Consider the following 25636-nt stretch of genomic DNA (forward strand, 5'->3'; position numbering starts at 1 on the left):
ACCATGCCCAGTGGTGCTGTGAACCAAAGAGTCCCGCGGGGGAAGCGGCGCAAGTCCGGCCGAGTCCCGCGGCTGGTACAGACCGCCGCCGTCATCACGGACACCCTCTTCGCCGACGTCTCCGAGTGGCAACACCCCGTCGATGACAGTTACCCGTATCAGGTGCTGTCGATCCGGGTCAGCGACGGCACGTACCGCGACCACAATTTCGCGGCCAACTACGCCTGGATGCGCGGCGCGCTGGATTCCGGGCGGCTGGTGTTCGGCATCGTCTACACCTACTGCCGCCCCAACTGGTTGGCCAATGCCACCACCGTGCGCGCGATGATCGACGCCAACGGAGGCCTGCACCCGCGCATCGCGCTCATGCTCGACGTCGAACAGGGCGGCAACCCGTACGGCGACGGCTCGGATTGGATCAACCTGCTGTACGGGAACCTCGCTGATTACACCGGCGACCGCGCCCGCATCATCGGCTATGGGAACGTCGGCGACCTCAACAGCATGTGGCGCACCAAGCCCAGCGGGATCCGGCTCGTCATTGCCGCGTACGGCAGCAACCCCGATTACCCCGGCAAGGTCGCCCACCAGTACACCGACGGCAGCGGGTTCGGGTTCGGATTACCTCAGGGCGCACCGCCGTTTGGTCACTGCGACATGAACTCGTCCGACGGGCTCACTCCGGTGCAGTTCTCCGCGGCCTGCGGTGTCGCGACCCCATCGCAGGGAGGCATCGACCTGACCTGACCGGAGCGGAGCCACCTCAGCTCGGAAATGCACTGCACCACAATCGATTACGATTCGACATTCAATCGCGTTGACACGGCCGCAGTAGGGGCGTGTACTGGGGGTACAGGGCGCGCCACCCGATGATCGACAGCTTCTCCCTGTTCGACCACCAACGGCACAGGGGCTGCAGAAGTGAAGTTCCTTTTCGGGATCCCGGTCAGACGGGTGGCGCAGCTCGGAACAGCGATCGCCACCCTGCATTGGGCAATGCGAGTTTGAAGATCGTCCGCAGAGTCTGCAGATACTGCCGGGTCAGAGACCCGCTGGTGTAGGGCAGGTTGTACTTGTCGCACACGTCGCGCACGTGCACACTCACCTCTGCCAGACGGTTGCTGGGCAGATCCGGGAACAGGTGATGCTCGATCTGGTAGCACAGGTTTCCACTTGAAAAGGCCAGCACCGGGCCGGCTTTGAAGTTCGCCGCGCCCAGCATCTGTCGCAGGTACCACTCGCCGCGGGTCTCCTCCTGCAGCGTCTCCGGGCCGAACCGCTCCGCGCCGTCGGGGAAATGCCCGCAGAAGATCACCACGTAGGCCCACAGGTTGCGCAGCACATTCGCGCCCAGATTCGCGACAAGAGTTCGCTTCCACCGCCGCCCGCTCAACACCGGCAGGACGATGAAGTCCTTGGTGAGTTGGCGGCCGATCTTGGCGCGCAGCAGCTGCCGGGCGGAGTTCTTACCGTCTTCGGTGTCCGCCCGGTCCCTGGCGGAGTAGAAGTCGTGCAGGGCGATTCCCCACTCAAAGATCATGGCCAGCAAAATGTTTCGCAGCGGCTGGACGAGGTGCTGAGGTTCCCATTGCTGGTCGCGGCTCATCCGCAGGATGCCGAAGCCGAGGTCGTCGTCCACGCCCAGCACGTTGCTGAACACGTGATGGTGGTAGTTGTGCGAGTAGCGCCACTGCGCCGACGGGCCCACCATGTCCCACTCCCAGGTGGCGGAGTGGATCTCGGGATCGTTCATCCAGTCCCACTGGCCATGGCCGACGTTGTGCCCGATTTCCATGTTCTCGACGGATTTCGCATAGGCCAGCGCGGCTGTGCCGGCCAGCAGGCCCGACTTCGACCGGGTTCCTGCGATCAACAGCCGTGCGGCCACCTCGAGCGCCCGCTGGAACACGATGGTGCGCCGAATGTAGGCGGCGTCCCTCGCCCCCAGCGACTCCTCGATGTCGCTGCGGATGGTGTCGAGCTCGGCACCGATCGCGTCGATGTCCGCGCCGCTCAACATCGCGTATGCCGCGATATCTCTGATTGTCAGAATTCCCGGTCCGTCTGTGTACGGCGGCATGGTCCGGGCCACCTGGGTGAAAGTGCTTTCAGCCTAGGTGGTGACAGGGATCCCTGCCACCACACCAGGTCGGGCATCGATGACCGGTGCCCATGCTTCGCTACGGGCGTAATGCGCCCAGCAGTTCAGGCAGGGGAACGGTGGCGATGCGGATTGCGGCGTCACCGACCCCGAACGGCAGTACCAAGGTGCCGGCGTGCACGAACGCGCCGCAGGAGTACACGACATTGGGAACGTAGCCGTCACGTTCGTCGTCCGCCGCGCTCAGCAGGGGCTCGGCGAGCCGACCGAGAATCCGGGTCGGATCGTCCAGGTCGAGGAGGATGGCCCCGATCCGGTAGGTGCGCATCGGGCCGACGCCGTGAGTGAGCACCAGCCATCCATCCTCGGTCTCGATGGGTGGACCGCAGTTTCCCAGCTGAAGCGCTTCCCAAGGTTGCGTCGGCTGCTGGCACGGCGACGAGCTCGTCCATACCGCCGGGTGGTCCGAGTAGGCGATCGTGTTCGTTTCCCGGTCGGATCGCGACATGGCCGCGAATCGTCCACGGATCCGGCGCGGGAACAGGGCAAGTCCCTTGTTCGCGGCGGCCCGTCCGACCATCGGCACCGAGGTGAACGACCGGAAATCGGGGGTCGCGAGAAGCTGTTGGCTGATCTGCGAGCCGCTGTACGCCGTGTAGGTCGCGTAGAACGTGACCGCACCGTCGTCGTCGACGAAACGCACGAAACGCGCATCCTCCATCCCGGCGGCCTCGGCGCTCGTAGCGGGCCACAGCACACGTTGGGAAAGCGCGGTATCGGCTGAGAACTCGACCCCGTATGCGCGGTCCGCGATAGCGCGGATCGACGCGATCGTCGCCGGTGCATGCCGGCGCGTGCTGCGATGTCGCTGTAACTGCTCGAGCCGCTCATCCAGGTCGGCGCGGGTAAACCGGTCCCCGAGCGCATCGAGCACATAGTCGGACGCCTCGCCGCCACCGTGCAGCCATGCCAATTCGCTGCGGAACACATCCGCTTCGTGCAGCGTCGGCACGGTAGCACCGACGGAGGCGAACGGTACCGGGTCGTCGACCACGGCGCGGCCGGCAGCATCGACAGTGCCGGTCCGGAAGCCGATCGACGACCGGTGCCCCTCGCCGATCCCCCGCACACTCATCACGAATCGCACACTGCCCGTGGCGGTTCCGGACTGATCCGGATGCGCGACGATGCTGGGGTTGCACAGTGCAGCACCCTCGATCGCGTACTCGTTGGTGAACACCGCGCCAAGCAACAACATGCGAGGCTCGGACAGCTTCGATCCGGAAGCGAGCCGGTCGGCCAGTTCGGCGGCGTGGCGCCGAAATGTGTCGGTGAGTCCGCGGTGGCGATCACCGTATCTGAGAAGGACGTCGTCCAGCGCCGCCTGCACCTGAGTCTCGTCCAGATCCAGGATCCGCGTGAGAACCTTGCCCGCCCGGGATTCCTGGTGTTCGAAACCCTCCTGGCCCGGCACGAACAGCTGCGTGATCACGCGCGAATGGTCAGCTCTCAACCACTGCGGACTGCGCGTGAGGGCTACCTGCCGGGTCGATGTCATGAGGTGGCATGGGAAAAGCGTTGCGCCTGCAGAAAAGTCGAGAGAGCCGCCAGTGTCGACTCGGCACCCTGGTTGCGGTTCACCCCGTCGACGTGCAACCCGTCGAATCCGCCACCGGTCTCGGGATCCCACATCAGCTCGCCGACATCGTTGGCACCCTGGAACCAGGCGGCAGCGGCCCGCACGGTTTCCGGCCAGATCGCACTCGGATCGACCGCCGCAGCGCGAGCACAGGCGTCTGCCAGCGTGGCTACCTCGATCGGTTGCTGGTCGAACCCCGGCCGCGGGTCATCGATGCCCCAACCGCCGGCAGGCGTGACCGACAGGTGATCGTCGGCCGTTTCCCGCTCGACCAACCACGCCAGCAGGTCCAGGCCCCGGTTGGACACCGCCGAGTCGTCGATCGCGACACCCGCGGCAATCATAGCCTCGGCGAGAACCGCATTGGCGTAGGTGAGTCTCGGTTCGGGCCACGGCCAGTCCGGGTTACCGGTGGGCGCAGGGAGACCTGCGACATAGTCGGCGATCAGGGCGAGGGCGACCCTGTGCCCGGGGTGGGCGGAGAGCAGCTCAGCCGCTCCCAGCACGGCGAACGCCATCGCCCGAGGCCAAATCGACCTCTGCTGCGCGGCTCGCCTGAATTGATTGACAGCCATGTTGCGGACCATGCCGACATCACTGTGCGCAGCGGCGGTTCCCAGGCCCCATAGGCAGCGCCCCCACGAGTCTTCCAACGCCGGTTCGTCGACCCACGCACCGGTACTGTCCATCCGGTTGCGGCAAGCGCCGGTGAGGGTCTGCGCCTCGTTGAGGAAGCGCATCGCCACCCCGGCCAGACGATTCAGGTCCCGGTCAGGGCCGGGTGCGCGGGTGGCGACGACCAGTACACGCGCCATATCGTCTGTGCAGTAACCATTTTCAGATCTCGGTTCAGCCAATCGGGCATGTTCGAAGGTTCCGCTGCCGTCTGTCATCCGCAGCAGGTGGTCGAACCGGGGGATCGGCAGTTCGGTCACCGGCGTTTCGACCGATCGGCCAGGATCTGGCGTGCCGCCGACTGGTACGCATTGGCGACGACGGACCACGACATCGTGGGCGCCAGCCGACGCGCCTCGGCGGCCATCGCGCCGGCGAGGCGCGGTTGGGTGAGCACGCTGCGCAAGGCGGATGTGAGCGCCTCCGGATTCCCATGCTCGACCGCGATGCCTGCCCCACTCCCGAGCAGCTCGACGGCATGCGGAAAGGCGGTGGCGACAACGGGCCGCCCATGTGCGACCGCGTCGACCAACACCCCGGAGGTGACCTGCTCGGTCGAGTCGTAGGGCAGCACCACCACGGCCGCGGCCCGGAGCTGAGCACTCAGCGACGACGCGTCGAGGTAGCCGGAGTCGAAGTGCACCGAGTCGGACAGGCCACTCAACCGTGCCTTCTCGATACAGAACTCGCGGTATTCCTCGCCATCGGCGGCGAGCACCTTTGGGTGCGTCCGGCCGGCTACCAGGTACCGAGGTCGGCCGTTGAGCCGATGCAGGTCGCCCATCGAGTCGATGACCCGCTCGATACCCTTTCCTGGTCCGAGCAACCCCCAGGTCAAGAGGGTGGGCCTGCCGCCGCGCTTGGTCTGCACGGGTGCCGGGACCACCGCACCGTGCGGGATCGTGGTGACTTTGTGCCGGTCGACGTGGTAGCCGAGACACAACCGCCGGTGGGCCGACTCAGACATCACGACGACCCGGTCCGCCAGCGCCGCCACCACCTCGAGTAGTGAACGCTGGTGGGGCGTCGGATCTTTGAGGACGGTGTGCACGACGACGATCGACGGGATGTCGAGGTCACCGATGATGTCGACAACCTCGTCACCGTCCAATCCCCCGTAGATGCCGTACTCGTGCTGGATGACGGCAATGTCGTTCTGATTGAGCAGATCCGAACTGGCCGCGAGCGATCCCGCGGATCCGTTGACCAGCTCTCCGACCACCCGACCGGCGCCAGATGGCGGACCATCGGAGACCCTGACGACACCCACTTCCGCACCGGTCGCGGACAAACCGCCCGCGAGCGATGCACTGAACGTCGCCAAACCGCAGGGGGTCGGCGGATACGTGCTGAGTATCCCGACTCTCAGAGATTCGAAACGGGCAGGCACAGCCGTAGGGTCGGTCGGCAAGTGCAGAACCGACGGAGCGCTCAAGACGAACCCGAGATGATTTGGGCGTGAACCACCGCCATGGCAGCCAAGGCCGCTATTGAAACTTCTGAGTCGTCAACACCTTTCAGCTTTGACGGTCCCATATCCGCGTGGTTGCCGATTACCCTCGGCTCGGTGATGTGCGTAATGACTGCCCTCGCTTCGGCTCGCGGCCGACCTCTCGGGCTACTCCGAGCACGTCAAGACCGACATGTATGAACTGAACCGAATTTCGCGATACCGCAAGAAAACTGATTGCTTTCTGCTAGCGCATGGATCGATTGTGCCTAGTGGCGGGATCCGGGCCAGAACATCAGTTAACGCTGCACCACAGGCATTGTCAATTGCGCCGACCTGCGTCGGCGCCCGCGCAACCGGCCGCACGCGTATGGTTCGGGGCACCGGGACCGACACAGGCCCCCAAATCAAAGGGGCCGACATGGCCGACAAATCGCCGCGGCAGAGCCTGACCAAGAAATCCGGCAAATCCCTCAAAGAAAAACGCGCCGTAAAGCGCGCCAAAGCCGGTGATGCGTCGTCCACGGATGACGTTCTGCATCCCAAGAAACGCTAAGCCGTTTCGATCCGATAGGTGGCGTCACGGGCTGTACCACGTTTCGGAACCGCATATCCCCGGCTCCTGTGGTGCTGCTGAGACCGGTGTGTCTACAGATGCTGCAGCAACCCTGGCGCGCTGCGCCGGACCCCTCTGAGCGTTTACGATCAGCAAACACGATCAAGGGGGGTCAGATGGACGTGAAGCGGGCGGCGGTACCGGCCATTGCGGCCATTGCGCTGGCCGGTTCTGCACTCACCGGGTGCGGCACCAAGCCGGCCGAAGACGACGACGGCTCACACGTCGACGTCCTGGGCAGCATGCTGGCCAGCGAATCGGAACTCAACACCATCCTGGCCACCTCGGACCTGCACCCCAAGACGGCGCTGCGTCAGCCCGCCCGGCTCGACGCCGACGAACACGCGTCGCGCCCGGTGTGCCTGGCCGTCATCGGCAACGCCATGGACGAGGTGTACCGCGACAGCGGATTCCAGCAGTTCCGTGAGTCCCTGTTCGCCGACGAGGGCGACGACCTCGAGGTCGACCAGGCCGTCACCGCCTTCGATACCCCCACGGCGGCAAGGACACTCGTCACCCGCACCGTGGACACCTGGCGACAGTGCGCCGGGGACAGCCTCAAGATCAGCTACGACGACAACCGTCGGCCCAGCACTTACGTGCTCGGAAACCCGAGCGTCGTCGACGACATCGACGTCACCAACGAACAGTCACCGTCGAGCCCGCAGCAGGGCAGTCGGCGCGCGATCCTGGCCGTGAACAACCTCGTGGTCGACGTGCGGATCACCGGAACCAACCTCACCGACAACCAGGTGGTGCAGCTGGCGAAGGCCATCGCCGGGCGCAACGCAGTCTGAAGACGGGAAACGCCTAAGGGGCCGCCCCGTTGATCACCGGCTGGTTGATCATCCCCATCTCCACACCCCACATCGTGGCGATCGTGCGGTACTCGCCGGTGTCCATCACGTGCTCCAGCGCCAGCCGCAACGATTCGGCCAGACCCGAACCCTTGGCCACCGGCCAGCCGTAGGGCGCCGAGTCGAACACCTCGCCGGCGGGCTCCAACGCGCCGCCGCTCAGCTTGATCGCGAACCCCGTGACGGGGGAATCGGCGGTCATGGCGTCCGCCTCACCGGCGATCAGCGCGGCAGTCACCTCGTCCTGATGGGTGCGGACCACCTTCTCGATGGCAGGCAGCCCGGCCGCCACACAGGCATCGGATTTGGCCGGGATCTCCTGAGTGTCCTGAATCGTGCTGTATGCCACGCCAACTCGCAGTCCGCACGGCGAACCAGGGTCCGCCGATGAGCCGGGCCGTCGCGCCCACAGCGTGCCCGCCTCGAAGTAGGTGACGAAGTCGGCCTGATTCTCGCGCTCGGCGGTGTCGGTCATGGATGACATGCCGACGTTGAAGTTGCCGTCCTGCACCGACGGCAGGATCCCCTCGAAACCCGTCTCGCGGAAGTCGGGTACCAGCCCCATCGTGCGGGTCACCGCCTTCATCAGATCGATGTCGAACCCGACGATCTCGCCGCTCGAATTCTTGAACTCGTTGGGCGCATAGGGCACGTTCACCCCGACCACCAATCGGCCGGAGTCACGGATGCCGGACGGCACGGTCTTCGCGATCTCGTCGACCGCACCCGTCGGCGCCTGCACCGGACCGGATCCGGCTGCTCCGACCGTGTTGGCGACACGATCCGAACCGTCATCGCGCAGCTGCCACACCCCCACCGCGCACAGTGCAGCCACCAGAACCGTCGCACCGGCGATCGCGGCCACCTTCTTCGACACCCGCACCCGGGTCGGAACCCGTTGCGCCGAATGGCGACCCGACCGCCCGGTGGTGCGCACCGGTACCTGCAGCGCGGCCCTCGCCGCTGCCGCCAGCGCCCCGGCACTCTGATAACGCTTGGACGGCTTCTTGGCCATGCCCTTGGCGATCACCTCGTCGAAGGCCGCCAGGCGCGGATCCTTCTCCGACGCCCGCGGCGCCGGGGACACCATGTGCCCGGCGATCTGCTGCTCGAGGCTGTCAGAGGGATAGGGCCGTTCCCCGGTGAGGCATTCGTAGAGCACGCACGCCAATGCGTAGACGTCCGAACGCAGATCGACCTTCCCGCCGTCGAACCGCTCCGGCGCCATGTAGGCCAGCGTGCCCAGCGTGCTGCCCGCGGTGGTCATGCCCGAATCACCCGCGGTGCGGGCCAGCCCGAAATCGATCAGGTACACGAAGTCGTTGTCGGCGATCAGGATGTTCGACGGTTTGACGTCCCGATGGATCAGCCCGGCCGCGTGGGCGCCGTCCAGCGCCTCGGCCACCTGCTCGACCATGCCGACCACGAAGGCCGGGTCCAGTGGCTTGCCCGTCTTGGTCAGCATGGCGCCGAGGTTGCGGCCCTCGATCAGCCGCATGTCCAGATAGAGCCGACCGTCGATCTCGCCGTAACCGTGGATGGGCACCACATGCGGATTGCTCACGCCTGCCGCGGCGTGCGACTCGCGGCGGAATCGTTCCTGGAACGTCGAATCCTGCGCCAGGTGCGGCGGCAGAACCTTGAGCGCGACGATGCGGTCGGTGTCGGAATCGTAGGCCCGGTAAACCTCGCCCATTCCGCCCCGACCGATCAGCTTCTGCAGCTGATAGTGCCCGAATGGGGTCGAATCCACCCGTTCAACTCCTCCGGACCGGCCAATTCGGCGTCGGCATGTCGATCGAAGTTACATCACGTTTGCCGCATACGTCGCACTAGATCACATCCGGCGAGCAAAAATTGTCGCCTGCGGTGACACATGAGAACGATGTGAATTCGTAACGGTCCAGATGACCATCAAATGCCGATATCGGCATCCGATCCCGCTACCTTGGTCGCGGGCTTTGATAGCGCGTCTCGATAACGGGCCGGGAAGGGGGAACATGCGCGTTGACGGACGGGACATCACCGTCACCGGCAGCCTCCTGCAACCGCCGACCCGTCGCACCAACGACATCCTGCGTCTGACACTGGCCGCGATCTTCCTGGCCACCGTCATCACCAGCTCACTGATCACCCGCTACGAATGGGTGGCGCTGGAAAAGTCGATCTCCGAGATCGTCGGCGTGCTGACCCCCACCCAGTCCAATCTGGTCTACCTGGCCTACGGCATCGCCATCCTGGCCCTTCCATTCGTGATCCTGGTCAGCCTGATCCTTGGGCGGCAATGGAAGTTGTTGGGCGCCTACGCGGCCGCGGCGCTGATCACCATGCTGTCGCTGTCGATCACCGCCAACGGCATCGCCGCCCCCAGGTGGCATTTCGACCTCTCCGACCGGCTCGACTCGCAACTGTCGCAGTTCCTCGACGACCCGCGCTGGATCGGCATGCTCGCCGCGGTGCTCACGGTGTCCGGGCCGTGGCTGTCGCGTCGGCTGCGGCGCTGGTGGTGGACGCTGCTGCTGGCATTCGTGCCCATCCACCTCGTGGTCAGCGCCGTGGTGCCGGCCCGCTCTCTGCTGGGTCTGGCCGCGGGCTGGTTCGTCGGTGCCCTGGTGGTGTGGATCGTCGGCACCCCCGCCCTGGAAGTCCCGCTCGACGGCGCGGTGCGTGCGCTGGCCCGGCGAGGCTTCGTCGTCTCGGCATTCACCGTGGTGCGCCCGGCCGGCGCCGGACCCCTGATGCTCGACGCGGCCTCCCAGGATCCCGACTCCAGTGCCGTCATCGAGCTCTACGGCCCCAACCAACAGAGCGGCGGCGCCGTGCGTCAGGTGTGGCGCAAGCTGCGCCTGCGCTCCAACGAGACCGCACCCCTGCAGACCTCGATGCGCCGCGCCGTCGAGCACCGGGCCCTGATGGCCATCGCCATCGGCGACCTGGGCCTGGCCAGCACCTCGACCATGTCGGTCGCCGCGCTCGACCGCGGCTGGACCCTGTACGCGCACAACCGCAAACGCGGCATCCCGCTGGACAAGTGCACCGACGAGACCACCGTCGGGCGGGTGTGGAACGCCTTACGCACCTTGCACGACCACCAGATCTCCCACGGCGACCTCCGCAGCAAGGAGATCACCGTCGACGACAGCGCCGTGCTGTTCGGTGGGTTCGGCAGCGCCGAATACGGCGCCACCGACGCCCAATTGCAGTCCGACATCGCCCAACTACTCGTCACCACCACGGCGCTGTACGACCCACAGTCCGCGGTGGCCGCGGCGATCGACGCGTTCGGTCGCGACGCCGTGCTGACCGCGTCGCGGCGGTTGACCAAAGCAGCCGTGCCGTCGCGGGTCCGCGACGCCGTTCCCGACGCCAAGGCCATCATGGCCGCCGCGCGCGACGAGGTGAAACGCCAGACCGGTGCCGACCAGATCCAGACCGAGACCATCACGCGGTTCACCCGGACCCAGGTGATCCAGCTGGTGTTGCTGGGCGCCCTGGTCTACGTGGCCTACCCGTTCATCAGCACCGTGCCGACCTTCTTCTCCGAACTGCGCACCGTCAACTGGGCGTGGGCCCTGCTCGGGCTGACCGTCTCAGCGCTGACCTATGTCGGCGCGGCGGCCGCGCTGTGGGCGTGCGCCGACGGGCTGGTGAGCTTCCGCAATCTGTCGATCATGCAGGTGGCCAACACCTTTGCCGCCACCACCACGCCCGCGGGTGTCGGCGGCCTGGCCCTGAGCACCCGGTTCCTGCAGAAGGGCGGCCTGAGCACGGCGCGCGCCACCGCCGCAGTGGCCTTGCAGCAGTCGGTGCAGGTGATCGTGCACGTGATCCTGCTGATCCTGTTCAGCACCGCGGCCGGAGCCTCGGCCGACCTGTCGCACTTCGTCCCAAGTTCCACGATCCTGTACCTGATCGCGGGGTTGGCCCTCGGACTCATCGGCGCATTTCTGGCGGTGCCCAAACTACGGCGCTGGCTGGCGTCCTCGGTTCGGCCCAAGCTCGAAGAGGTCACCGCCGACCTGGTCAAACTCGCCCGCGAACCGCAACGGCTCGCACTCATCGTGCTGGGCGCCGCGGGTACGACTCTCGGTGCAGCCCTGGCACTCTGGGCCAGCGTCGAGGCATTCGGCGGAACCACCTCATTCGTCACCGTCACGGTCGTGACGATGGTCGGCGGCACCCTGGCCTCGGCGGCTCCCACCCCCGGCGGTGTCGGCGCGGTCGAGGCGGCCCTGATCGGTGGTCTAGCGGCGTTCGGCGTGCCCGCTGCGATTGCCGTGCCCGCAGTGCTGCTCTACCGGGTGCTGACCTGCTGGCTTCCGGTGTTCATCGGCTGGCCCGTGATGCGCTGGCTGACGAAGAACGAGATGATCTGACGCGCTTGCGCCGTGTCGCGGCGGGCGTGTCGCGGCTGGCGTGTCGCGGCTGGTGAGCGGATAGCGACCCGCCCGCCTGTGAGCGACAATTCAGCGACAATCGCCACATGCCTATCGTGAGCACCATTGGTCACGTCCGCGATGTGAACTTCCGTCACTCCAATGTGCATCAGCCTCGTATGCAACGGAATTCAGGCTGCCCAGCTATCAGCGACAGTGTCGCTAATAGGTGGGCACTGGACAGGTGGGGCTGATGTGGCCCATGGCGCTGGATTGGCGAAAACGCTCAGCGACAATGAGTTTGGTGAGACAGGAGCTACCGGTGTTGTGATTGTCGCTGAATTGTCGCTGACAGGCGGCCACATAGACCATTGGCCCGAACCGATTAAATCGGCATGCGATTGCCAGCGCAGCCAGGCCGGAAAACCGGTGGTGACCGAAAGCGCATAGCTGGTCGACGTGCCGGGATAGCGGGTGAGGAAGTCCTGCATCCAGCCGTAGTGCCGGAGTTGCTGAGCCACAAAGACGACGACGACCAATGCGACGGCACCGAGAAGCACCAGCCACAATCCGCTGACCCAGCGCCGGCCCAACCGAACCCTCGGGAACCGGGCGGGCGCCCGCGGAATGCAGCTGGCGAACTGTCGTTCGTCTACGCGTTCGCGCAGCGCCGCGTCGGGCCGATGGTTATCGAGCAGTTCCTCCAACCGGTTGTCGACGGCCATGCCCCGACCTCCTCATAACCGTGCGCATCACAGGATCCACGGGAAATTTCCGTACATCGGGAATGTGTTGACGAACGGCGGAGCATCGTTGATCTGCGCGTTTCCGGGTGAGATGCACTCACTACCCACGTTGGTGGTGGTACACGACTGTGGCGCCGGCCCGATGTGCTGACTGCCCGTCGGTACCGGTGCGGCTCCCGCGAGGGGCGCCAAGATGAGCGACGCCGCGACGCCGGCCGCGGCCAGCGCGGCGGCAGGAACTATTCGCATGATCCGCCACCTTCCATATGTTTTTGTATGGTCCGCCCTCAAAGTTAGCTCCGCCAGCTGGGCATTCCCTGAGTCGAACATGAGCGCAAGCGAGAACTTTGCGAAGAGCCCGCCAGCGAAGTCCGGCCGTTCGGATAAATACCCGCGCCCCGCCACGGCCCGACAGTGCAATGATGATTTGTCATGGACAGCGCCGACCCCGCCGAGCTGATCCGCCATGCCGATGCCGCGCTCGCCGGAATCGGCAAACTTCGTGCCGACATCGCCGACCGTATCCACGCGGGCACCGACGAGGTGGTCACCCGGACACTGCAGGCTGCGCCGCTGGAACACCTGCGCCCATATCTGGCCCGCGGCGCCCGCCTCGGCGGGCTGGCCAATTCCGAGTACCGGACGGTCGCCGACATCCACACCGTGCCGGCCCGGGTGTTGACCCAGGTCCCCGGCGTCGACATCGAGGCTGCCCAATCCGTCCAGGCCGCGGCACAGGCCATCGCCGACCACATCCGCACCACCACTCGGCCGCGGCTGCGCAAGGAAGACACCGAGCTGCTGACCTCACTGTTGACGCTCGCTCACGCCGAGGCACCGGTCAAACAGCTGCGCCGGCTGATGCCTCGGCTGCGCAGCCACACCGCCTCCGATCAGTTGCGGGAATCGATCGCAGAGCTGCTCGACCGGATCGAGGAGGCCCACCACTCCCAGGGTGACCCGTGGGCGTCCTACCACGCCGACCCCCGCCCGATCGACCAGTTGCTGAGTGAATTTGCCTCCGGGACAACAGATGTTGACGCCGCCCAGGGTTTCGTCGGGGCGGAGGTGGCCGCGCAGGTCGAACAGACTGTGCTGAACCGTTCCCTACTGCAGACCGAGTTGCGCGGGTACCAGGAATTCGGCGCCCGCTATGCGGTGGCACGCGAGCGGGTTCTGCTGTGCGACGACCTGGGCCTCGGCAAAACCCTGCAGGCGCTCGCCGTCGCCGCGCACCTGGCCGCCACCCAGCACCTGCGCCACACCCTGGTGATCTGCCAGCCCAACACCGGAATCCATTGGGCCGCAGAAACAGCCAAGCACACCGCGTTGCGGTCGGTCGAGATCCGCGGCATCGAACGCGATGCACGCCTGGACAATTGGAAAACTTCCGGCGGCGTGGCCATCGTCTCCTACGACACCCTGCAACGCATCAAACTGCCCGAGCGGCCCGGCCTGGTCATCGTCGACGAGGCGCACCTGCTGCGTGACCCGAAATCGGACCGGGCCCGCGCCGTCCGCAACGTGTTGACCTCCGACAACCGCGTGCTGTTCTTGTCCGGCGTGCCGATGCACCAGCGGATCGGCGGTTTTCGCCACCTCGCCGACTTCCTGCAGCCCGACGTCGCGGGCAAGGTGGCACCCAACGCGGGCGACCGCGGATCGGTCGCGTTCCGCCGCGCAGTGGACCGGGTGTACCTGCGACGCGACTACCGCGACGTGGTCGACGAGCTGCCGGCGCGGATCGCCACCGAAGAATGGGTGCGGCTCACTCGACCGGACCGCGAGCGCTACCGCCAGGCCGTCACCAGCGGCAACTTCAGCGCGATCCGGCAGGGTGCCTGGCCATCCGGTTCGCCGACGCCGGGCGCCAAGCTGGACCGGCTCGTCGAACTCACCAACGAGGCCCACATCAACGGAGCCAGGGTGGTGGTGTTCTCCCACTTCCCCGCCGTGCTCGAGGTGATTCGGAAAACATTGCCGGGCAACATCTTCGGAACCGTCGATGCGTCAGTGCCCGATCAGCAGGCCGTCATCGACGCATTCGCCACCGACCGCGGCCCGGCGACCCTCCTCGCCCACATGGGCGCCGGCAAGCTGGACCTGCGCCGACTGAACGCCCCTGCGGTATTCATCGTCGCCGAACCTCAGTGGCAGCCGCGCACGGAACGGCAGGTGATCGGACGTACCCAGCGGCTCAGCGAACTGCACACCGTGCGGGTCTACCGCCTGTTGGCCAGGGGCACGGTCGACGAGCCGATCCGCCGTCTGGCGCAGCATCCCGACCAGACTCCCCCGCATCAGGACGAGGTGGTGCGCGCCGAGCAGGCCCGGCTGGCCCGGGCCGGGCTCACCGCCAAGTTCAGTGGAAACGGTTGATGATCGGGATGCGTTCGATGATCCGGTCCCGCAGCCGGGGCTGCGGATAGGTCACCGGCGGCGGTACATACGGCGGCGGGCTGTACACCGGAGCCGGCGCGGGCGGCACATAGACCGGTGCGGGTGCAGGTGCGGGCGCGGCCGGAACCTGGGCGGGCGGCTGATGCGCCGGCGGACTGGCGGCCTCGACCGCTTGAGCCGGTGGCGGGGCGGCCGGAGCCGGCGGTGCCGGTTTGGTCGCGGCCTTGTCCACCGGCTTCTGCACCGGTTTCGGTGCCGGTCCGGCCTCGGGGGCCGACTCATGGATGCTGGACGCCTGCGCCGTCTCCGACACCGCTCCGGGATGCAGATGCAGCCCGATCGCGGCCGAGGTCGCGACGACGAGCGTCACCAGGGCGCCACCGACCACCGACGACAGCGCGCCGACCTTGGTCCAGTGCACCGCTTTGACCGGCGCGGTAACGGTATTCACCGCGAGCGCCGCGGCCAGTCCCGCACCCCGGGCGAACGCCAGATCGGATTCGTTGGCGGTGATCACCGCGGCCGGAATGGACTCGGCCAGATCGGCGACGATCGGGCCGTGCGCATCGGAGCCCAGGATGAACAGCGCGCTGATCGGCCGCCCGGTGAGGGCCAGGAGCCCGGCGATGTCGGCGGCGAAGGTGTCCGAACGATCGATGCGGTCGGCGCTGACGTCGTCGGGCGTCACGATCGCCACCACCGCAGCGTCGGGTTCGACGATGCAGACCGCGATGTCGTCGTGCTCGGTGATCTCGGCAATGCCGCTGGCCAACATGCCGGCCGCCTCGATCTCCGACACCGCGAAAACATTTCCGTAGCCCCGGGTATCCAGGGATTGCATGATGTGGCCCGCCAGTGGCGCAGCGTCATTCGTCCACGTCACGCCGATCGCGTGAATGCGGTGTCCGCCGTCGAGTTCGGTGTCATCCACGAGGCCGCACAGCAGGCCGTCGGGGTCGTAACTGCCGGCGTCCTCGAGAGAGATCGCGCCACGATCGAACGGACGCCCCTCGCCCGTCGTGCCTTCGACGAGCACCCACCGAACGGCTCTCGAGGTCATCGCGAGGCCGAGCACGAGATCCATACCGATCCCCCGATCTGCCTAGTCAGTCATTACCCAGGTTACCGGTGTGACGGCGCTTACACGTGGGTGCGGCGATCTCCGCGCAAACTCCCCTGCACGGCATCGTGCCGCGCGGGAACGGTTGCACCCCATAAGCTCGCTGCATATGAGGTACATCGCTGCCCTCGTGGCCACCACGTCTGTGCTCGCCGGTTGCGCTGTCGCAGGCAAGCCCACCGCAGCCCCGGTGACCGATGAATGGCGGCATGCCGTCATCGACGCGGTCGTCGGCCTCGGCACTCAACTCGGCCCGATCGGCGATGCGATGACGGCGCCCGTCACCAACTACGGCGCACTGCACACCGCGTGCACCGACTTGCGTAAATACGTCGACTCCGTCCAACCGAAGGTCCTGCCGGGGCCCGACGTCGCGGTCAACAACGCCCTCGGGGACGGCTTCGACGGCTTCCGCAGCATGGCCGACCAGTGTGAGGCTTTGACGCCGGCAAACAGTTCCGCCCGGCTGACGAAGTTGGGCGCCACCATGGAAGAGGCCCACTCGCACATCAACAAGGGGCTCAAGCTTCTCGGCATCGACATCCCGAAGCGCTGAGCGGGTTCGCTACCACACCATCGCGATCTCCGGGGTTCTACCAGCGGCGCCCAAACGTGACCGAAAACTCAGCCAGTTAATTAGGTTTTCGTTGCGTTTGTGTTCAAGAATTGTTTACCGTGTCGTTACAGTTCCTCCTGCTGTGCATCGTCGTCTTCACCGCGTTGATGTTCGACTTCACCAACGGCTTTCACGACACCGGCAATGCAATGGCGACATCGATCGCCAGCGGGGCACTCAAACCCCGTACCGCCGTGGCCCTCTCGGCACTGCTGAACCTCGTCGGTGCCTTCCTGTCCACCGCTGTGGCGGCCACGATCGCCAAGGGTCTGGTCGACGCCGATCTGGTGACCCTGGAGCTGGTGTTCGCCGGACTCGTCGGCGCGATCCTGTGGAACCTGTTCACCTGGCTACTGGGCATCCCGTCCAGCTCGTCTCACGCCCTCATCGGCGGCATCGTCGGGGCGATGATCGCCGCGGTCGGCGGTCACGGCGTGATCTGGCACGGCGTCGTTTCCACCGTCATGGTGCCCGCGGTGCTCTCGCCGCTGATCGCCGGCGTGGTCGCCTGCATCGCCAGCTGGCTGGTCTACCGGTTGATCCGCGGCCTGCCCAAGGACCGCACGATCGCCGCGTTCCGCTACGGCCAGATCGGCTCGGCATCGCTGATCTCGCTGGCGCACGGCACCAACGACGCACAGAAGACGATGGGCATCATCTTCCTGGCCCTGATCTCCTACGGCGCCGTCGACGAATCCGCGACCATGCCGCCGTTCTGGGTGATCGTGGCCTGCGCCGTCGCCATCGCCCTCGGCACCCTCTCGGGTGGCTGGCGCGTCATCCGCACGCTCGGCAAGGGCCTGGTCGATACCGAAGCTCCCCAGGGCATGGCAGCGGAAGTCTCCTCGGCGGCGACCATCCTGCTGTCCAGCCACTTCGGCTACTCACTGTCCACCACACACGTCGCCACCGGGTCGATCCTGGGCAGTGGGTTGGGCCGGCGTACCGAGGTGCGCTGGGGCGTCGCCCGCAACATGGCCACCGCCTGGCTGATCACCCTGCCGGCCGCCGGCCTGGTGGGTGCGCTGACCTACTTCCTGGTGCACGGGATCGGCGGCTTTGCCGGGGCGCTGGTTGGGTTCTTGGCCTTGGTCGCCTCGACGGTGCCCATCTGGCTCAAGTCACGTAAACCGCCGATCGACCACAAGAACGTCAACGACGCGTGGCAGGGCAGCCTCACCGCGGTCGACGGCACGACTGAAGGCAAGCAGGACGGGGCAATCAGATGAACAACTGGATCAACCTCGTGGCCGTCAGCAAGATCCTGCTCTTCGGCCTGGCCGTCGGCGCATCCGTACCCACGCTGTTCGCGATCGGTGTCCGGTTGCACATCGCGGGCGTGACCGAGGGGCCTGCGACTGCGGCCCAGCGCCGTCTGCTGGTGGGCCTCAGCTGGGTGATGTTCGCGTTGGTGCTGGTCGTGGTGGTTGTCGGAGTGCTCTACATCGCGAACAACTTCATCGGCCATCACACCGGCGTCTACCTGTTCGGCAACAACGCACACCACTAGGTGGCTATACCGGCGCAATCGGCGGCGGTGCGGCCGGTCCGGGACCGGGCTCGACGGGTGCGGCCGGGCCGGGTGCGGCGGGCGTCGGCGCTGCGGGACTCTGCGCCGGAGCCGGGCCGGGAAGATTCTGCGGGGCCGGGCCCATGTGCTGCGCAGGCTGCGGAGACTGCGCGGGCTGGGCCGGTTGCACCCGCGACGGCTGCGACGGTCCGGTACCCACCAGCGTGGCCGGCGACGGCGGCTGAGCTGCCTCCTGCGCCCAGTCGTCCTGAAGCTTGCTCGCCGCGAATGCTGCCCCCTGGTTCACCAGGCCGGCTTCCGCGTACTGGGTGTGGATACCGAAGCTCCTGCCCTGCGGATCGCACACCAGATCGTTGTCGACACACAGGTCGATGGCCTTCGCGGTGTAGCCCGGGCCCACGACCACCGAGGGGTTGTTCAGCACCTTCATGAAACGCGGCGACGGTTTGCCGAACAAGGCGACGGCCGCGACATGATCCGCCACATCGGGCGGCATCGGCGCAGGCACATCGGCCACTGAAACCCCGTCGGGCACAACACTGGCCGTCACGAAGCCGATGACCGCCGCGCCCTGAGAAAACCCGCCGAGCACCATCTTGGTGTCGGGGCAGTTGGCGGCGGTGGTCATGATGCGCGCTCGTGCGTCGGCGATTCCCTGAACGGCAGTTGGGAAGTCAGTGGTGGCGGGGTAATCGACGGGATAGACGTCAACCGATTTCGCGCCCACGTTGGCACGCAACGAGTTAACGAACGCCTCGCCGGTATCGCCTACTCCGGGCGCTTCCATCGTGCCGCGGGCGAATATCACCTCAGCATCCGGACACGGTGCCGCATCGGCGGACGGCATCGTCATGTTGCTCATCACGGAAGCCGCCCCCGCCATGACGGCAACCAAACCGGCACTTCCGAACTTTCCCACCGATTTACTGTGGCATAGCAGCGCTGTTGGCGCGCTCCGAGAATGTGAAGCATAGAGTTCCCTCAAGAACCAAAGAGAACTCTCAATAAGTGGGCCAAGACGTTTGGCATCCGCGCAACCTCAGCCTGTCCGGCATATCCGACTAAATCGCCTTTCCCGCAACAACTCTCGGCCATCGCCCGATGCGAGAACCCGGCCGTCTGCCGGCACACCCGCAAATCCGTGCCGTCGTCGTCTGCCGGTCACCCGAGCCGGGCATCAGAAGGTCGACATCGAAGGTCTATGCCCCCGTGGCGCCACTACACTGCGATCCATGGGTAGACCGCCGGTGGCCCCCGATGCGCACGAGACGCCGGAGCCCACCGCAAAGCCCCGCGGGCAGCGCACGATCCGCGGACTCGATGCCGAGCAGCGTCGTGCCCATCGCCGCGAACAACTATTGACGGCAGCCTTCGAGCTGATCGCCCGCGACGGGTATCCGAACACCTCGATCGAGCAGATCTGCCAGGCAGCGTATGTGGGCAACAAGGCGTTCTACGAGGTGTTCGACAGCAAAGAGGACTGCTACCTGGCCCTGCTGACGCAGATCGCAGGACGCATCGAGGAGCAGGCGGTCGCAGCGCTCGCCGATGCCCCCGACGATCCCGACGAAACCGTTCATCGCCTGCTGTCGGCGTTCGCCCACGCACTTGTCGACGATCCCCGCGTGGCAGTGGTGGCTTTCGGTGAATGCGCCGGGATCTCGCCGCGGGTCGAACGGGCCCGCCGCGAGAATCGGCGCTGGACCGCGGCCTTTCTCGAAGGATTGTGGCGGCAACGCGAGTTCCCCTGCCTGCCCGAGAGCGGCGCGGTGGACTACCACAGCCTGGCGGTGTCGACCGTGGGCGGTCTGTTCGAGAGCGTGGCCGACTGGTTGCACCAACGGGAGACCGCCAGCGACTCGCCACCGACCATCGACACCCTGATCGACACCATGACGACCTTCGTCTCGGTGGTGCGCGCCGGGATCGCCGCGACGACGCGCTGAAACCGCAAACCCCCGTTTGCAACAAGAGCCCTTGTTTCGAAAAGTGCCTCTTGTCATAGATCACTACCCGCTGGTAACTTTCCCGCAGCGCGCGAAGTGGCGCCCGTCACATTTCACTGTTGACACGCTGGTCGCGGGCCCGATGTTCGGCCATGCCATCCGGGCGGCCGTTCACAACCATGAGGAAAGCGGGAACAGCATGAGGGGTCGGGGGGAGTCGTCGCGCGGTGCGCGCCGGCAGCGCGGTTCACGTCGTTGGGGTTCGATGTTGATGGCCGGCGGAGTTGTCGTCGCCGTGTCGGCCGGGGTCAGCGTCAGCACTCCATCCGCCGTCTACAGCGCCGCGGTGCGGCTGGTCGGCACCACGATCGGCGTCGGGCCCTCGTTCGACGGATTCGGCTTGAGCATCCCGCTGTTCTTCTACGGCAGCACGGTGCCCGAAGGCGACTCGTTCCACACCGTGCCCTACCCGGCGCAGATCAACCTCGACATCCCGATCATCTCCGACCTGCCCGGGCTGTCCGACATTCCGTACTGGCCGCACTCGCTCAAACGATCCGAGCAGATCGGCGCGGGCTACCTCCAGCAGGACATCGCCGAGACACCGGCTGACGACAAGGTCACGATCATCGGCATGTCGCAGGGCACCGAGGTGGCCGAGATCGTGCGCGCCGAGATGGCGAAGGACCCGAATTACGTTGCCAATGCGGACAATTACGAGTTCGTCTTCATCGGTGACCCGTACCAGCCCAACGGCGGCATCCTGGCCCGCTTCACCTCGTGGAGCGATGTGCCCGTGCTCGGCGACATCTTTCCGCTCGGCCGACCGGGACCGTCGGACAGCCCGTTCAAGACCACCTATTACCAGAACCAATACGACGGCTTCGCCGATTTCCCGGCCTATTTCAACGTGCTGTCCATTGCCAACGCCGTCGCCGGAATCCTGTTCCAGCACGTCTTTCCCGGCTATGTACTGGAACATCCCGACGCCCCCAACGCCGTGACCACTCAGGTCGGCAACACCACCTACGTGACGCTGCCCCAGTACCTTCCGCTGCTGGCACCGCTGCGCATCCCCGCATCCCTGATCGGCGCGGAACGCTTCGTCGACGCGATGGATCCGGTGCTGCGGGTGTTCATCGAGATGGGCTACGACCGCACCGCAGACCCCGGCCAGGTCAAGGAATTCGGCTGGATCACACCTGACGAGAAGATCCACGAAGCTCTGAACGCGTTGCCCGGTGCCTTCGAGCAGTCACTGGCGATCCTGGCCGGCGAGAAGTACACCCCCACGCTGCCGCAGCCTGTCGTCTCCGGCACCGAACCCGAAACCCCGGTGACCCAACATCCGATCGACCCGGTAGGCACCTCGCCGTTCGAGCAAGGCGTGCGTCACACGGTGGAGGATGTGGCAGCGGCCTTGTCGGATGCCACCCGACCGCTCGCCAAGGTACTGCAGGCGATCGGTGAAGCGACGGCACCGAAGAACGCCGTCAAGCCGGCTGACGCCACCGCGCCCGTGACCGCCAAGGTTGCGGCGGAGGTGGCCGCCGAGCCGGACCCCATAGCCAACGAAGATGCCAAGGACCAAGCCCAGACCGAGAGCAACACCACGCCGAAGCCCAGCCCATTGAGTCGGCACCAGCGGACGCGAACCGATTCCCCCCAAACCGATTCGGCGCAGCGACGACTGAGAGCGGTCCCGGATGCCGACGGGTCCGGGAAACGCGCCCTGGGCACCGCACCCACCCGCACGTCGACCCAGGACCGGGGAGCCAGCATGTCGTCGGGAACCGAGCACTCCGACCGGGATTCGGTTCGATCAGCAAGGCGCGGCGCAAAGCAGTCCGCGCACTCGGCAGACGGTCAGCGCGAAGGAAATTCAAAGCGCGCGAGCGCGCACGCAAGTTAGCCGTCACCGGCTCCTGGAGGATTTCGTCAACGGTGTTGCCTGCACCGTCGGCGAAACTTCCTTTGCCACAACAACTCCTGGTCGTCATTTTCCGAAAGGACGCCGCCACCGCCCGCCGAGAAGTTGCCGCAAACCCGCTGTAGGCCGCTGTTTTCGCTGGTAACTTCCGGTCCCTGTAAGCACCACATCGGGGAAAGGTGCAGGCGATGAAGGGTCGGGGTCGACAAGGGGTGCCGCCGCGCCGTGCACGCCGGTGGGGAGCGATGGTGTTCGCCGGCGGCGTCGTCGTCGCGGTATCGGCGGGAGTCACCGTCAGCACCCCGACCGCTACCTACAGTGCCGCAGTGCAACTGGCCGGAACGACGCTCGGTGTGGGAGCTTCCTACGACGCGTTCGGTCTGAGCATCCCGATGTTCTTCTACGGCAACATCGTTCCGGAAGGCGACTCGTACCGCACTGTCCCCTATCCGGCGCAGATCAGCATCAGTATCCCGGTCATCTCGGATCTGCCGGGCTGGTCCGACCTTCCGTACTGGACTCAGTCTTTGAAACGGTCCGAGGCGATCGGTGCCGGTTACCTGCTGCAGGAAATCGCCAAGATTCCGGCCGGCGACAAGGTGACGATCATCGGCGTATCGCAGGGCACGCAGGTCCTCGAGATCGCGCGCACCGAGATGGCCAAACTATCGAATTATGTTGCCAATGCCGACAATTACGAGTTCCTGTTACTCGGTGACCCCTATCAGCCCAACGGCGGCATCCTCGCCCGCTTTGCCTCCTGGAGCGAGCTTCCGGTACTGGGTGACATCTTCCCGTTCGGCCGCCCGGGCCCCTCGGACAGCCCGTTCAAGACCACCTTCTATCAGAATCAGTACGACGGGATCGCCGATTTCCCGGCCTATTTCAACGTGCTGTCCATCGCGAACGCCCTTGCCGGGCAGGTCTTTGAGCACGCCTTCCCCGGCTATGTGCTGGAGTACCCGGACGCCCCAAACGCCGTCACCACCCAGGTCGGCAACACCACCTACGTGACGCTGCCCCAGTACCTCCCACTGCTGGCGCCGCTGCGCATCCCCGCAGCGTTGATCGGTGCCGAGCGATTCGTCGACGCCATCGACCCGGTGCTCCGGGTGTTCGTCGAGATGGGATACGACCGCACCGCAGACCCCAGCCGGGTCAAGGAATTCGGCTGGATCACCCCCGAGGAGAAGATCCACGAAGCCCTGAACGCGTTGCCCGGTGCTTTCGAGCAGTCACTGGCGATCCTCGCCGGCGAAAAGTATGTTCCGGCCCTGCCGCAGCCCGTCGTCTCCGACGCCCCACCGGACACCCCGCTGCCCGAGCATCCGGCCGACCCGGTGCGCAACTCTCCGTTCGAACAGGCGCTGCGACAGGTGGTGAACGACGTGGGGACGGCATTGACGGACGCCACCCGGCCGCTGGCGAAGGTGTTCCAGTCCCTCGGTGGTAGGACGCCGACGCCGACGCCGCAGAAGGTCGTTGAGCCGAGTGATGCCGACAAGGCTGCCGCCACAGTTGCGGCCGATGTCGACAAGGCAGACAAGGCCGACAAGGGGGACAAGGACGGTGCCGTCGCTGCGCCGAAGTCCACCGCACCGAAGTCCACAGCCCCCAGCCGTGTCAATCGGCCCACCAGAACCCAACCGGACGCGCCACGCACCGGTGTGGCACCGCGGTTGAAGGCAGTCCCTGGGGCGAAGGGCTCTGACCGCGATTCCGTTCGCTCAGCGATCCGTTCGACGATCGGCTCGGCCAAGAAGGCCCCGAAAGCCCCACACTCTCAGCGCCATCGTCCCTCACAGCACAGGAGCGACCGCGCCGGTTAGCTCTCCGACGGCGGGCGCTGCGGACGACGCTGGATCCGCAGCGCCTGCGTCGGCACCTGCAGATCGGTGGTCGGCGGGGCGGCCAGCACGGTCGTCGAATCCTCTTTCAGACGAACAATTCTCGGCACCGACGCCGCCCGGGGCTGCCGAACGATGGTCGGCGGCGCGGACTCCTCGACGGCGGGCTTTGACGGCACGACCTCCGTGGGCGGTTCCGGGGTCACCGGCTTGGCCGCACGGGTTTGGCGGCGCACCAGGTAGCCGGCGAACGGCCCGGTGAACACCATGACCGCCAACACGAGCAGGCTCAGCACGCACACCGCGACATCGAAGGTGCTGGTGATCTGCTGGGCGAGGTTGTTGCCGTAGATCGCCGCGGGCGCCGGCCCGGAGTAGCGCGGCGCCAGTGCGACCCCGATGGCCACGTTCGCCACGGTGAAGACGAACAACACCGCACTGAAGGCCGCGGCCACGGTCGTCGACGTCAGCCCCCTGTCGAGCTGGCGGTGCAGCCACCGCGCAACCAGGGCGGTGACCAGGTTGAACACCGTCATCGCGACCGTGTCGTACAGCGCGCGCGGAAGGTCGAGCGACAGGGCGATCAGGAAGTCGACGACCCGCAGTGCCGCCGCCGCGAACGCCCAGAAGGCGATCAGCGTCAGGCACTTCTGCGCGGCACCACGGTAGGCGCCGATGGTCGGCGGCCGGATCAGAAAGACGGCGTACAGCGTCGTCGGCGCCACGATCGCGGCGGCCGCAGCCCAGGCGAGGTAACCCTCGTAGCCCACCGCCGCCGTCGACGTGTTCTGGGCGATGCCGTGAAACGCATCGATATCGCGGCCGATGCCGGCCAGCCACACCAGGGTGGCAGCGACCGCGCCCGAGACGCCGATGGCTGTCGTGGCCAGCCGCGCTGCCCCGGTACGTTCGGTCAGCCAGCGTGAGGCGATGACGAGCGCGATCATCGCCTCCGCGCCGTAGAGCAATGTGGTGACGATGACGGCGATGTCGTGCCCGCCGAACTCGACCTGGGTGACGAACAGGTACCGCAACCGCCAGTAGAGGTTGAATGCGACCGACAGCGTCGCTAGCGCGATCGACAGGAAACCGATCACCCGCGCAATGGCATACCAGCGTCGAAACTTGTTGTCCTCGACGGTGATCGACGTGATGGGCGGCTGCCCGGCCAGCAGCGCGCCCGCGACGCCGAGCAACATGCCCGGACCCACCCCCGGCGGAACGGCCCCGGTGCCGCCACCGCTCACCGTCTGCACCACGTGATAGCCGGCGAAACAGACGACCACCACCAGGTACGCGGCGGTGAGCAAGAACCGGACGCGACTGGTGCGCCACACGTCGGAGTGGCTCGAGCCGAGGCGGAACGGTCCCAGGTGCGGCGCCAGCGCGGCGGCGATTGCGAGCACCGTCACGATGGCCAACATCACAAACGTCGACCCGGCGCTGCCGGGCACACCGACGCCGAATTCCAGGTTCCACGGGAGCAGCATCGCGATGACGAGCAATGCCACGGCGAGACCGTCACGTACCCGGTTGGTCCGGGTAGGTACGTAGCCGACCCGCGGCGGACGCTCCGCCGCCGGTACGGCCGTGGTCGCCACCTGGACGGTGGCGGACGCGTCGTAACGCTCGTCGCTCACGTACCGATTCCTCTCTATGAGTGACCTCGCAACGGACCCAACCAGCGTGCTCACTTTTGCTCCGGCGCACAAGCAGTGCTGGCAGCCGCGGTCGTTCGGCCACCAAGGTAGGCCCTGGCTGTGCGGTAGCTTGGATTTGTCCGTCG

At 66.4% G+C, this 25636-nt stretch carries 21 protein-coding genes; 11 read left to right on the plus strand and 10 right to left on the minus strand.

Annotation, left to right across the window (positions count from 1 at the left end; translation table 11 throughout):
- Nucleotides 1–72 precede the first annotated feature (72 nt).
- Nucleotides 73–747, plus strand: coding sequence for a glycoside hydrolase family 25 domain-containing protein (locus AB0876_RS19580; RefSeq protein ID WP_491841844.1), 675 nt, complete (start codon nucleotides 73–75; stop codon nucleotides 745–747).
- Between the two features lie 199 nt (nucleotides 748–946).
- Here AB0876_RS19580 and AB0876_RS19585 read toward each other — a convergent pair whose 3' ends face one another.
- The 4 genes from AB0876_RS19585 to AB0876_RS19600 all read right to left on the minus strand — a co-directional run bounded on the left by AB0876_RS19585 (nucleotide 947) and on the right by AB0876_RS19600 (nucleotide 5805).
- Nucleotides 947–2050 (minus strand): fatty acid desaturase family protein, encoded by a 1104-nt coding sequence (locus tag AB0876_RS19585; RefSeq protein WP_491841845.1) that lies wholly within the window; start codon nucleotides 2048–2050, stop codon nucleotides 947–949.
- A 130-nt stretch (nucleotides 2051–2180) separates the two neighbouring features.
- Nucleotides 2181–3659, minus strand: coding sequence for a glycoside hydrolase family 130 protein (locus tag AB0876_RS19590; protein ID WP_526042704.1), 1479 nt, complete (start codon nucleotides 3657–3659; stop codon nucleotides 2181–2183).
- Nucleotides 3656–4633: an AGE family epimerase/isomerase gene (locus AB0876_RS19595; protein WP_491841846.1), complete on the minus strand. Its 978-nt coding sequence runs from the start codon at nucleotides 4631–4633 to the stop codon at nucleotides 3656–3658. The genes AB0876_RS19590 and AB0876_RS19595 overlap by 4 nt, the downstream gene beginning before the upstream one ends.
- Before the next feature lie 38 nt (nucleotides 4634–4671).
- The gene (locus AB0876_RS19600; protein ID WP_526042705.1) at nucleotides 4672–5805 is read right to left on the minus strand and encodes a glycosyltransferase; all 1134 of its coding nucleotides are present in this window, start codon (nucleotides 5803–5805) and stop codon (nucleotides 4672–4674) included.
- Nucleotides 5806–6286: 481 nt separating this feature from the next.
- Between AB0876_RS19600 and AB0876_RS19605 the strand changes: the two genes are divergently transcribed.
- On the plus strand, nucleotides 6287–6421 hold the full coding sequence (locus AB0876_RS19605) for a hypothetical protein (protein WP_526042706.1): 135 nt from the start codon (nucleotides 6287–6289) through the stop codon (nucleotides 6419–6421).
- Nucleotides 6422–6597: 176 nt separating this feature from the next.
- The gene (locus tag AB0876_RS19610; protein WP_491841762.1) at nucleotides 6598–7278 is read left to right on the plus strand and encodes a sensor domain-containing protein; all 681 of its coding nucleotides are present in this window, start codon (nucleotides 6598–6600) and stop codon (nucleotides 7276–7278) included.
- Between the two features lie 13 nt (nucleotides 7279–7291).
- Here AB0876_RS19610 and stpK7 read toward each other — a convergent pair whose 3' ends face one another.
- A complete protein-coding gene (stpK7, locus tag AB0876_RS19615) occupies nucleotides 7292–9091 on the minus strand; it encodes a serine/threonine protein kinase StpK7 (RefSeq protein WP_491841763.1) in 1800 nt (599 codons plus the stop codon).
- Nucleotides 9092–9338: 247 nt separating this feature from the next.
- Here stpK7 and AB0876_RS19620 point away from each other — a divergent pair, with 247 nt between their 5' ends.
- The gene (locus AB0876_RS19620) at nucleotides 9339–11714 is read left to right on the plus strand and encodes a flippase-like domain-containing protein (protein ID WP_491841764.1); all 2376 of its coding nucleotides are present in this window, start codon (nucleotides 9339–9341) and stop codon (nucleotides 11712–11714) included.
- A gap of 191 nt (nucleotides 11715–11905) precedes the next feature.
- Here AB0876_RS19620 and AB0876_RS19625 read toward each other — a convergent pair whose 3' ends face one another.
- Both AB0876_RS19625 and AB0876_RS19630 read right to left on the minus strand, forming a co-directional pair.
- The gene (locus AB0876_RS19625; RefSeq protein WP_526042707.1) at nucleotides 11906–12439 is read right to left on the minus strand and encodes a hypothetical protein; all 534 of its coding nucleotides are present in this window, start codon (nucleotides 12437–12439) and stop codon (nucleotides 11906–11908) included.
- Nucleotides 12440–12466: 27 nt separating this feature from the next.
- Nucleotides 12467–12709 carry a hypothetical protein gene (locus AB0876_RS19630; protein WP_491841766.1) on the minus strand — a complete coding sequence of 81 codons (243 nt, stop codon included), beginning with the start codon at nucleotides 12707–12709 and terminating at the stop codon, nucleotides 12467–12469.
- 183 nt (nucleotides 12710–12892) lie between these two features.
- Between AB0876_RS19630 and AB0876_RS19635 the strand changes: the two genes are divergently transcribed.
- A complete protein-coding gene (locus AB0876_RS19635) occupies nucleotides 12893–14839 on the plus strand; it encodes an SNF2-related protein (protein WP_526042708.1) in 1947 nt (648 codons plus the stop codon).
- On the opposite strand, the gene AB0876_RS19640 is transcribed toward AB0876_RS19635, so the two are convergent.
- Entirely contained in the window at nucleotides 14823–15944 is a 1122-nt protein-coding gene (locus AB0876_RS19640) for a DUF7159 family protein (RefSeq protein ID WP_526042709.1), read from the minus strand. The genes AB0876_RS19635 and AB0876_RS19640 overlap by 17 nt on opposite strands.
- 145 nt (nucleotides 15945–16089) lie before the next feature.
- Between AB0876_RS19640 and AB0876_RS19645 the strand changes: the two genes are divergently transcribed.
- The 3 genes from AB0876_RS19645 to AB0876_RS19655 all read left to right on the plus strand — a co-directional run bounded on the left by AB0876_RS19645 (nucleotide 16090) and on the right by AB0876_RS19655 (nucleotide 18106).
- The gene (locus tag AB0876_RS19645; protein WP_491841769.1) at nucleotides 16090–16536 is read left to right on the plus strand and encodes a hypothetical protein; all 447 of its coding nucleotides are present in this window, start codon (nucleotides 16090–16092) and stop codon (nucleotides 16534–16536) included.
- A 167-nt stretch (nucleotides 16537–16703) separates the two neighbouring features.
- Nucleotides 16704–17825 carry an inorganic phosphate transporter gene (locus AB0876_RS19650; protein ID WP_526042775.1) on the plus strand — a complete coding sequence of 374 codons (1122 nt, stop codon included), beginning with the start codon at nucleotides 16704–16706 and terminating at the stop codon, nucleotides 17823–17825.
- Nucleotides 17822–18106, plus strand: coding sequence for a hypothetical protein (locus AB0876_RS19655; protein WP_491841770.1), 285 nt, complete (start codon nucleotides 17822–17824; stop codon nucleotides 18104–18106). The genes AB0876_RS19650 and AB0876_RS19655 overlap by 4 nt, the downstream gene beginning before the upstream one ends.
- A gap of 4 nt (nucleotides 18107–18110) precedes the next feature.
- On the opposite strand, the gene AB0876_RS19660 is transcribed toward AB0876_RS19655, so the two are convergent.
- The gene (locus tag AB0876_RS19660; protein WP_491841848.1) at nucleotides 18111–19010 is read right to left on the minus strand and encodes a cutinase family protein; all 900 of its coding nucleotides are present in this window, start codon (nucleotides 19008–19010) and stop codon (nucleotides 18111–18113) included.
- 349 nt (nucleotides 19011–19359) lie between these two features.
- On the opposite strand from AB0876_RS19660, the gene AB0876_RS19665 reads away from it, so the two are divergent.
- From AB0876_RS19665 to AB0876_RS19675, 3 genes are all read left to right on the plus strand, one after another.
- Complete coding sequence (locus AB0876_RS19665; RefSeq protein WP_491841771.1) at nucleotides 19360–20073, plus strand: TetR/AcrR family transcriptional regulator; 714 nt, start codon at nucleotides 19360–19362, stop codon at nucleotides 20071–20073.
- A 271-nt stretch (nucleotides 20074–20344) separates the two neighbouring features.
- Nucleotides 20345–21985, plus strand: a complete 1641-nt coding sequence (locus AB0876_RS19670) for a PE-PPE domain-containing protein (protein WP_526042710.1) — start codon at nucleotides 20345–20347, stop codon at nucleotides 21983–21985.
- Nucleotides 21986–22191: 206 nt separating this feature from the next.
- The gene (locus AB0876_RS19675) at nucleotides 22192–23832 is read left to right on the plus strand and encodes a PE-PPE domain-containing protein (RefSeq protein ID WP_526042711.1); all 1641 of its coding nucleotides are present in this window, start codon (nucleotides 22192–22194) and stop codon (nucleotides 23830–23832) included.
- On the opposite strand, the gene AB0876_RS19680 is transcribed toward AB0876_RS19675, so the two are convergent.
- A complete protein-coding gene (locus AB0876_RS19680; protein WP_526042712.1) occupies nucleotides 23829–25490 on the minus strand; it encodes a DUF7937 domain-containing protein in 1662 nt (553 codons plus the stop codon). The two genes, AB0876_RS19675 and AB0876_RS19680, sit on opposite strands and share 4 nt — an antisense overlap.
- Between the last annotated feature and the right edge of the window lie 146 nt (nucleotides 25491–25636).

Source organism: Mycobacterium sp. NPDC049093 (assembly GCF_040704635.1).
In the GTDB taxonomy this organism is placed as follows: Bacteria; Actinomycetota; Actinomycetes; order Mycobacteriales; family Mycobacteriaceae; genus Mycobacterium.

Coding starts and splice junctions, on each gene's coding strand:
- AB0876_RS19650 (WP_526042775.1), top strand. CDS start 16,704: ATGTTCGACTTCACCAACGGCTTTCACGACACCGGCAATGCAATGGCG.
- AB0876_RS19625 (WP_526042707.1), bottom strand. CDS start 12,439: ATGGCCGTCGACAACCGGTTGGAGGAACTGCTCGATAACCATCGGCCC.
- AB0876_RS19665 (WP_491841771.1), top strand. CDS start 19,360: ATGGGTAGACCGCCGGTGGCCCCCGATGCGCACGAGACGCCGGAGCCC.
- AB0876_RS19605 (WP_526042706.1), top strand. CDS start 6,287: ATGGCCGACAAATCGCCGCGGCAGAGCCTGACCAAGAAATCCGGCAAA.
- AB0876_RS19655 (WP_491841770.1), top strand. CDS start 17,822: ATGAACAACTGGATCAACCTCGTGGCCGTCAGCAAGATCCTGCTCTTC.
- AB0876_RS19590 (WP_526042704.1), bottom strand. CDS start 3,659: ATGACATCGACCCGGCAGGTAGCCCTCACGCGCAGTCCGCAGTGGTTG.
- AB0876_RS19670 (WP_526042710.1), top strand. CDS start 20,345: ATGGCCGGCGGAGTTGTCGTCGCCGTGTCGGCCGGGGTCAGCGTCAGC.
- AB0876_RS19675 (WP_526042711.1), top strand. CDS start 22,192: ATGAAGGGTCGGGGTCGACAAGGGGTGCCGCCGCGCCGTGCACGCCGG.
- AB0876_RS19640 (WP_526042709.1), bottom strand. CDS start 15,944: ATGGATCTCGTGCTCGGCCTCGCGATGACCTCGAGAGCCGTTCGGTGG.
- AB0876_RS19620 (WP_491841764.1), top strand. CDS start 9,339: ATGCGCGTTGACGGACGGGACATCACCGTCACCGGCAGCCTCCTGCAA.
- AB0876_RS19660 (WP_491841848.1), bottom strand. CDS start 19,010: ATGGCGGGGGCGGCTTCCGTGATGAGCAACATGACGATGCCGTCCGCC.
- AB0876_RS19645 (WP_491841769.1), top strand. CDS start 16,090: ATGAGGTACATCGCTGCCCTCGTGGCCACCACGTCTGTGCTCGCCGGT.
- AB0876_RS19630 (WP_491841766.1), bottom strand. CDS start 12,709: ATGCGAATAGTTCCTGCCGCCGCGCTGGCCGCGGCCGGCGTCGCGGCG.
- AB0876_RS19635 (WP_526042708.1), top strand. CDS start 12,893: ATGGACAGCGCCGACCCCGCCGAGCTGATCCGCCATGCCGATGCCGCG.
- AB0876_RS19595 (WP_491841846.1), bottom strand. CDS start 4,633: ATGACAGACGGCAGCGGAACCTTCGAACATGCCCGATTGGCTGAACCG.
- AB0876_RS19610 (WP_491841762.1), top strand. CDS start 6,598: ATGGACGTGAAGCGGGCGGCGGTACCGGCCATTGCGGCCATTGCGCTG.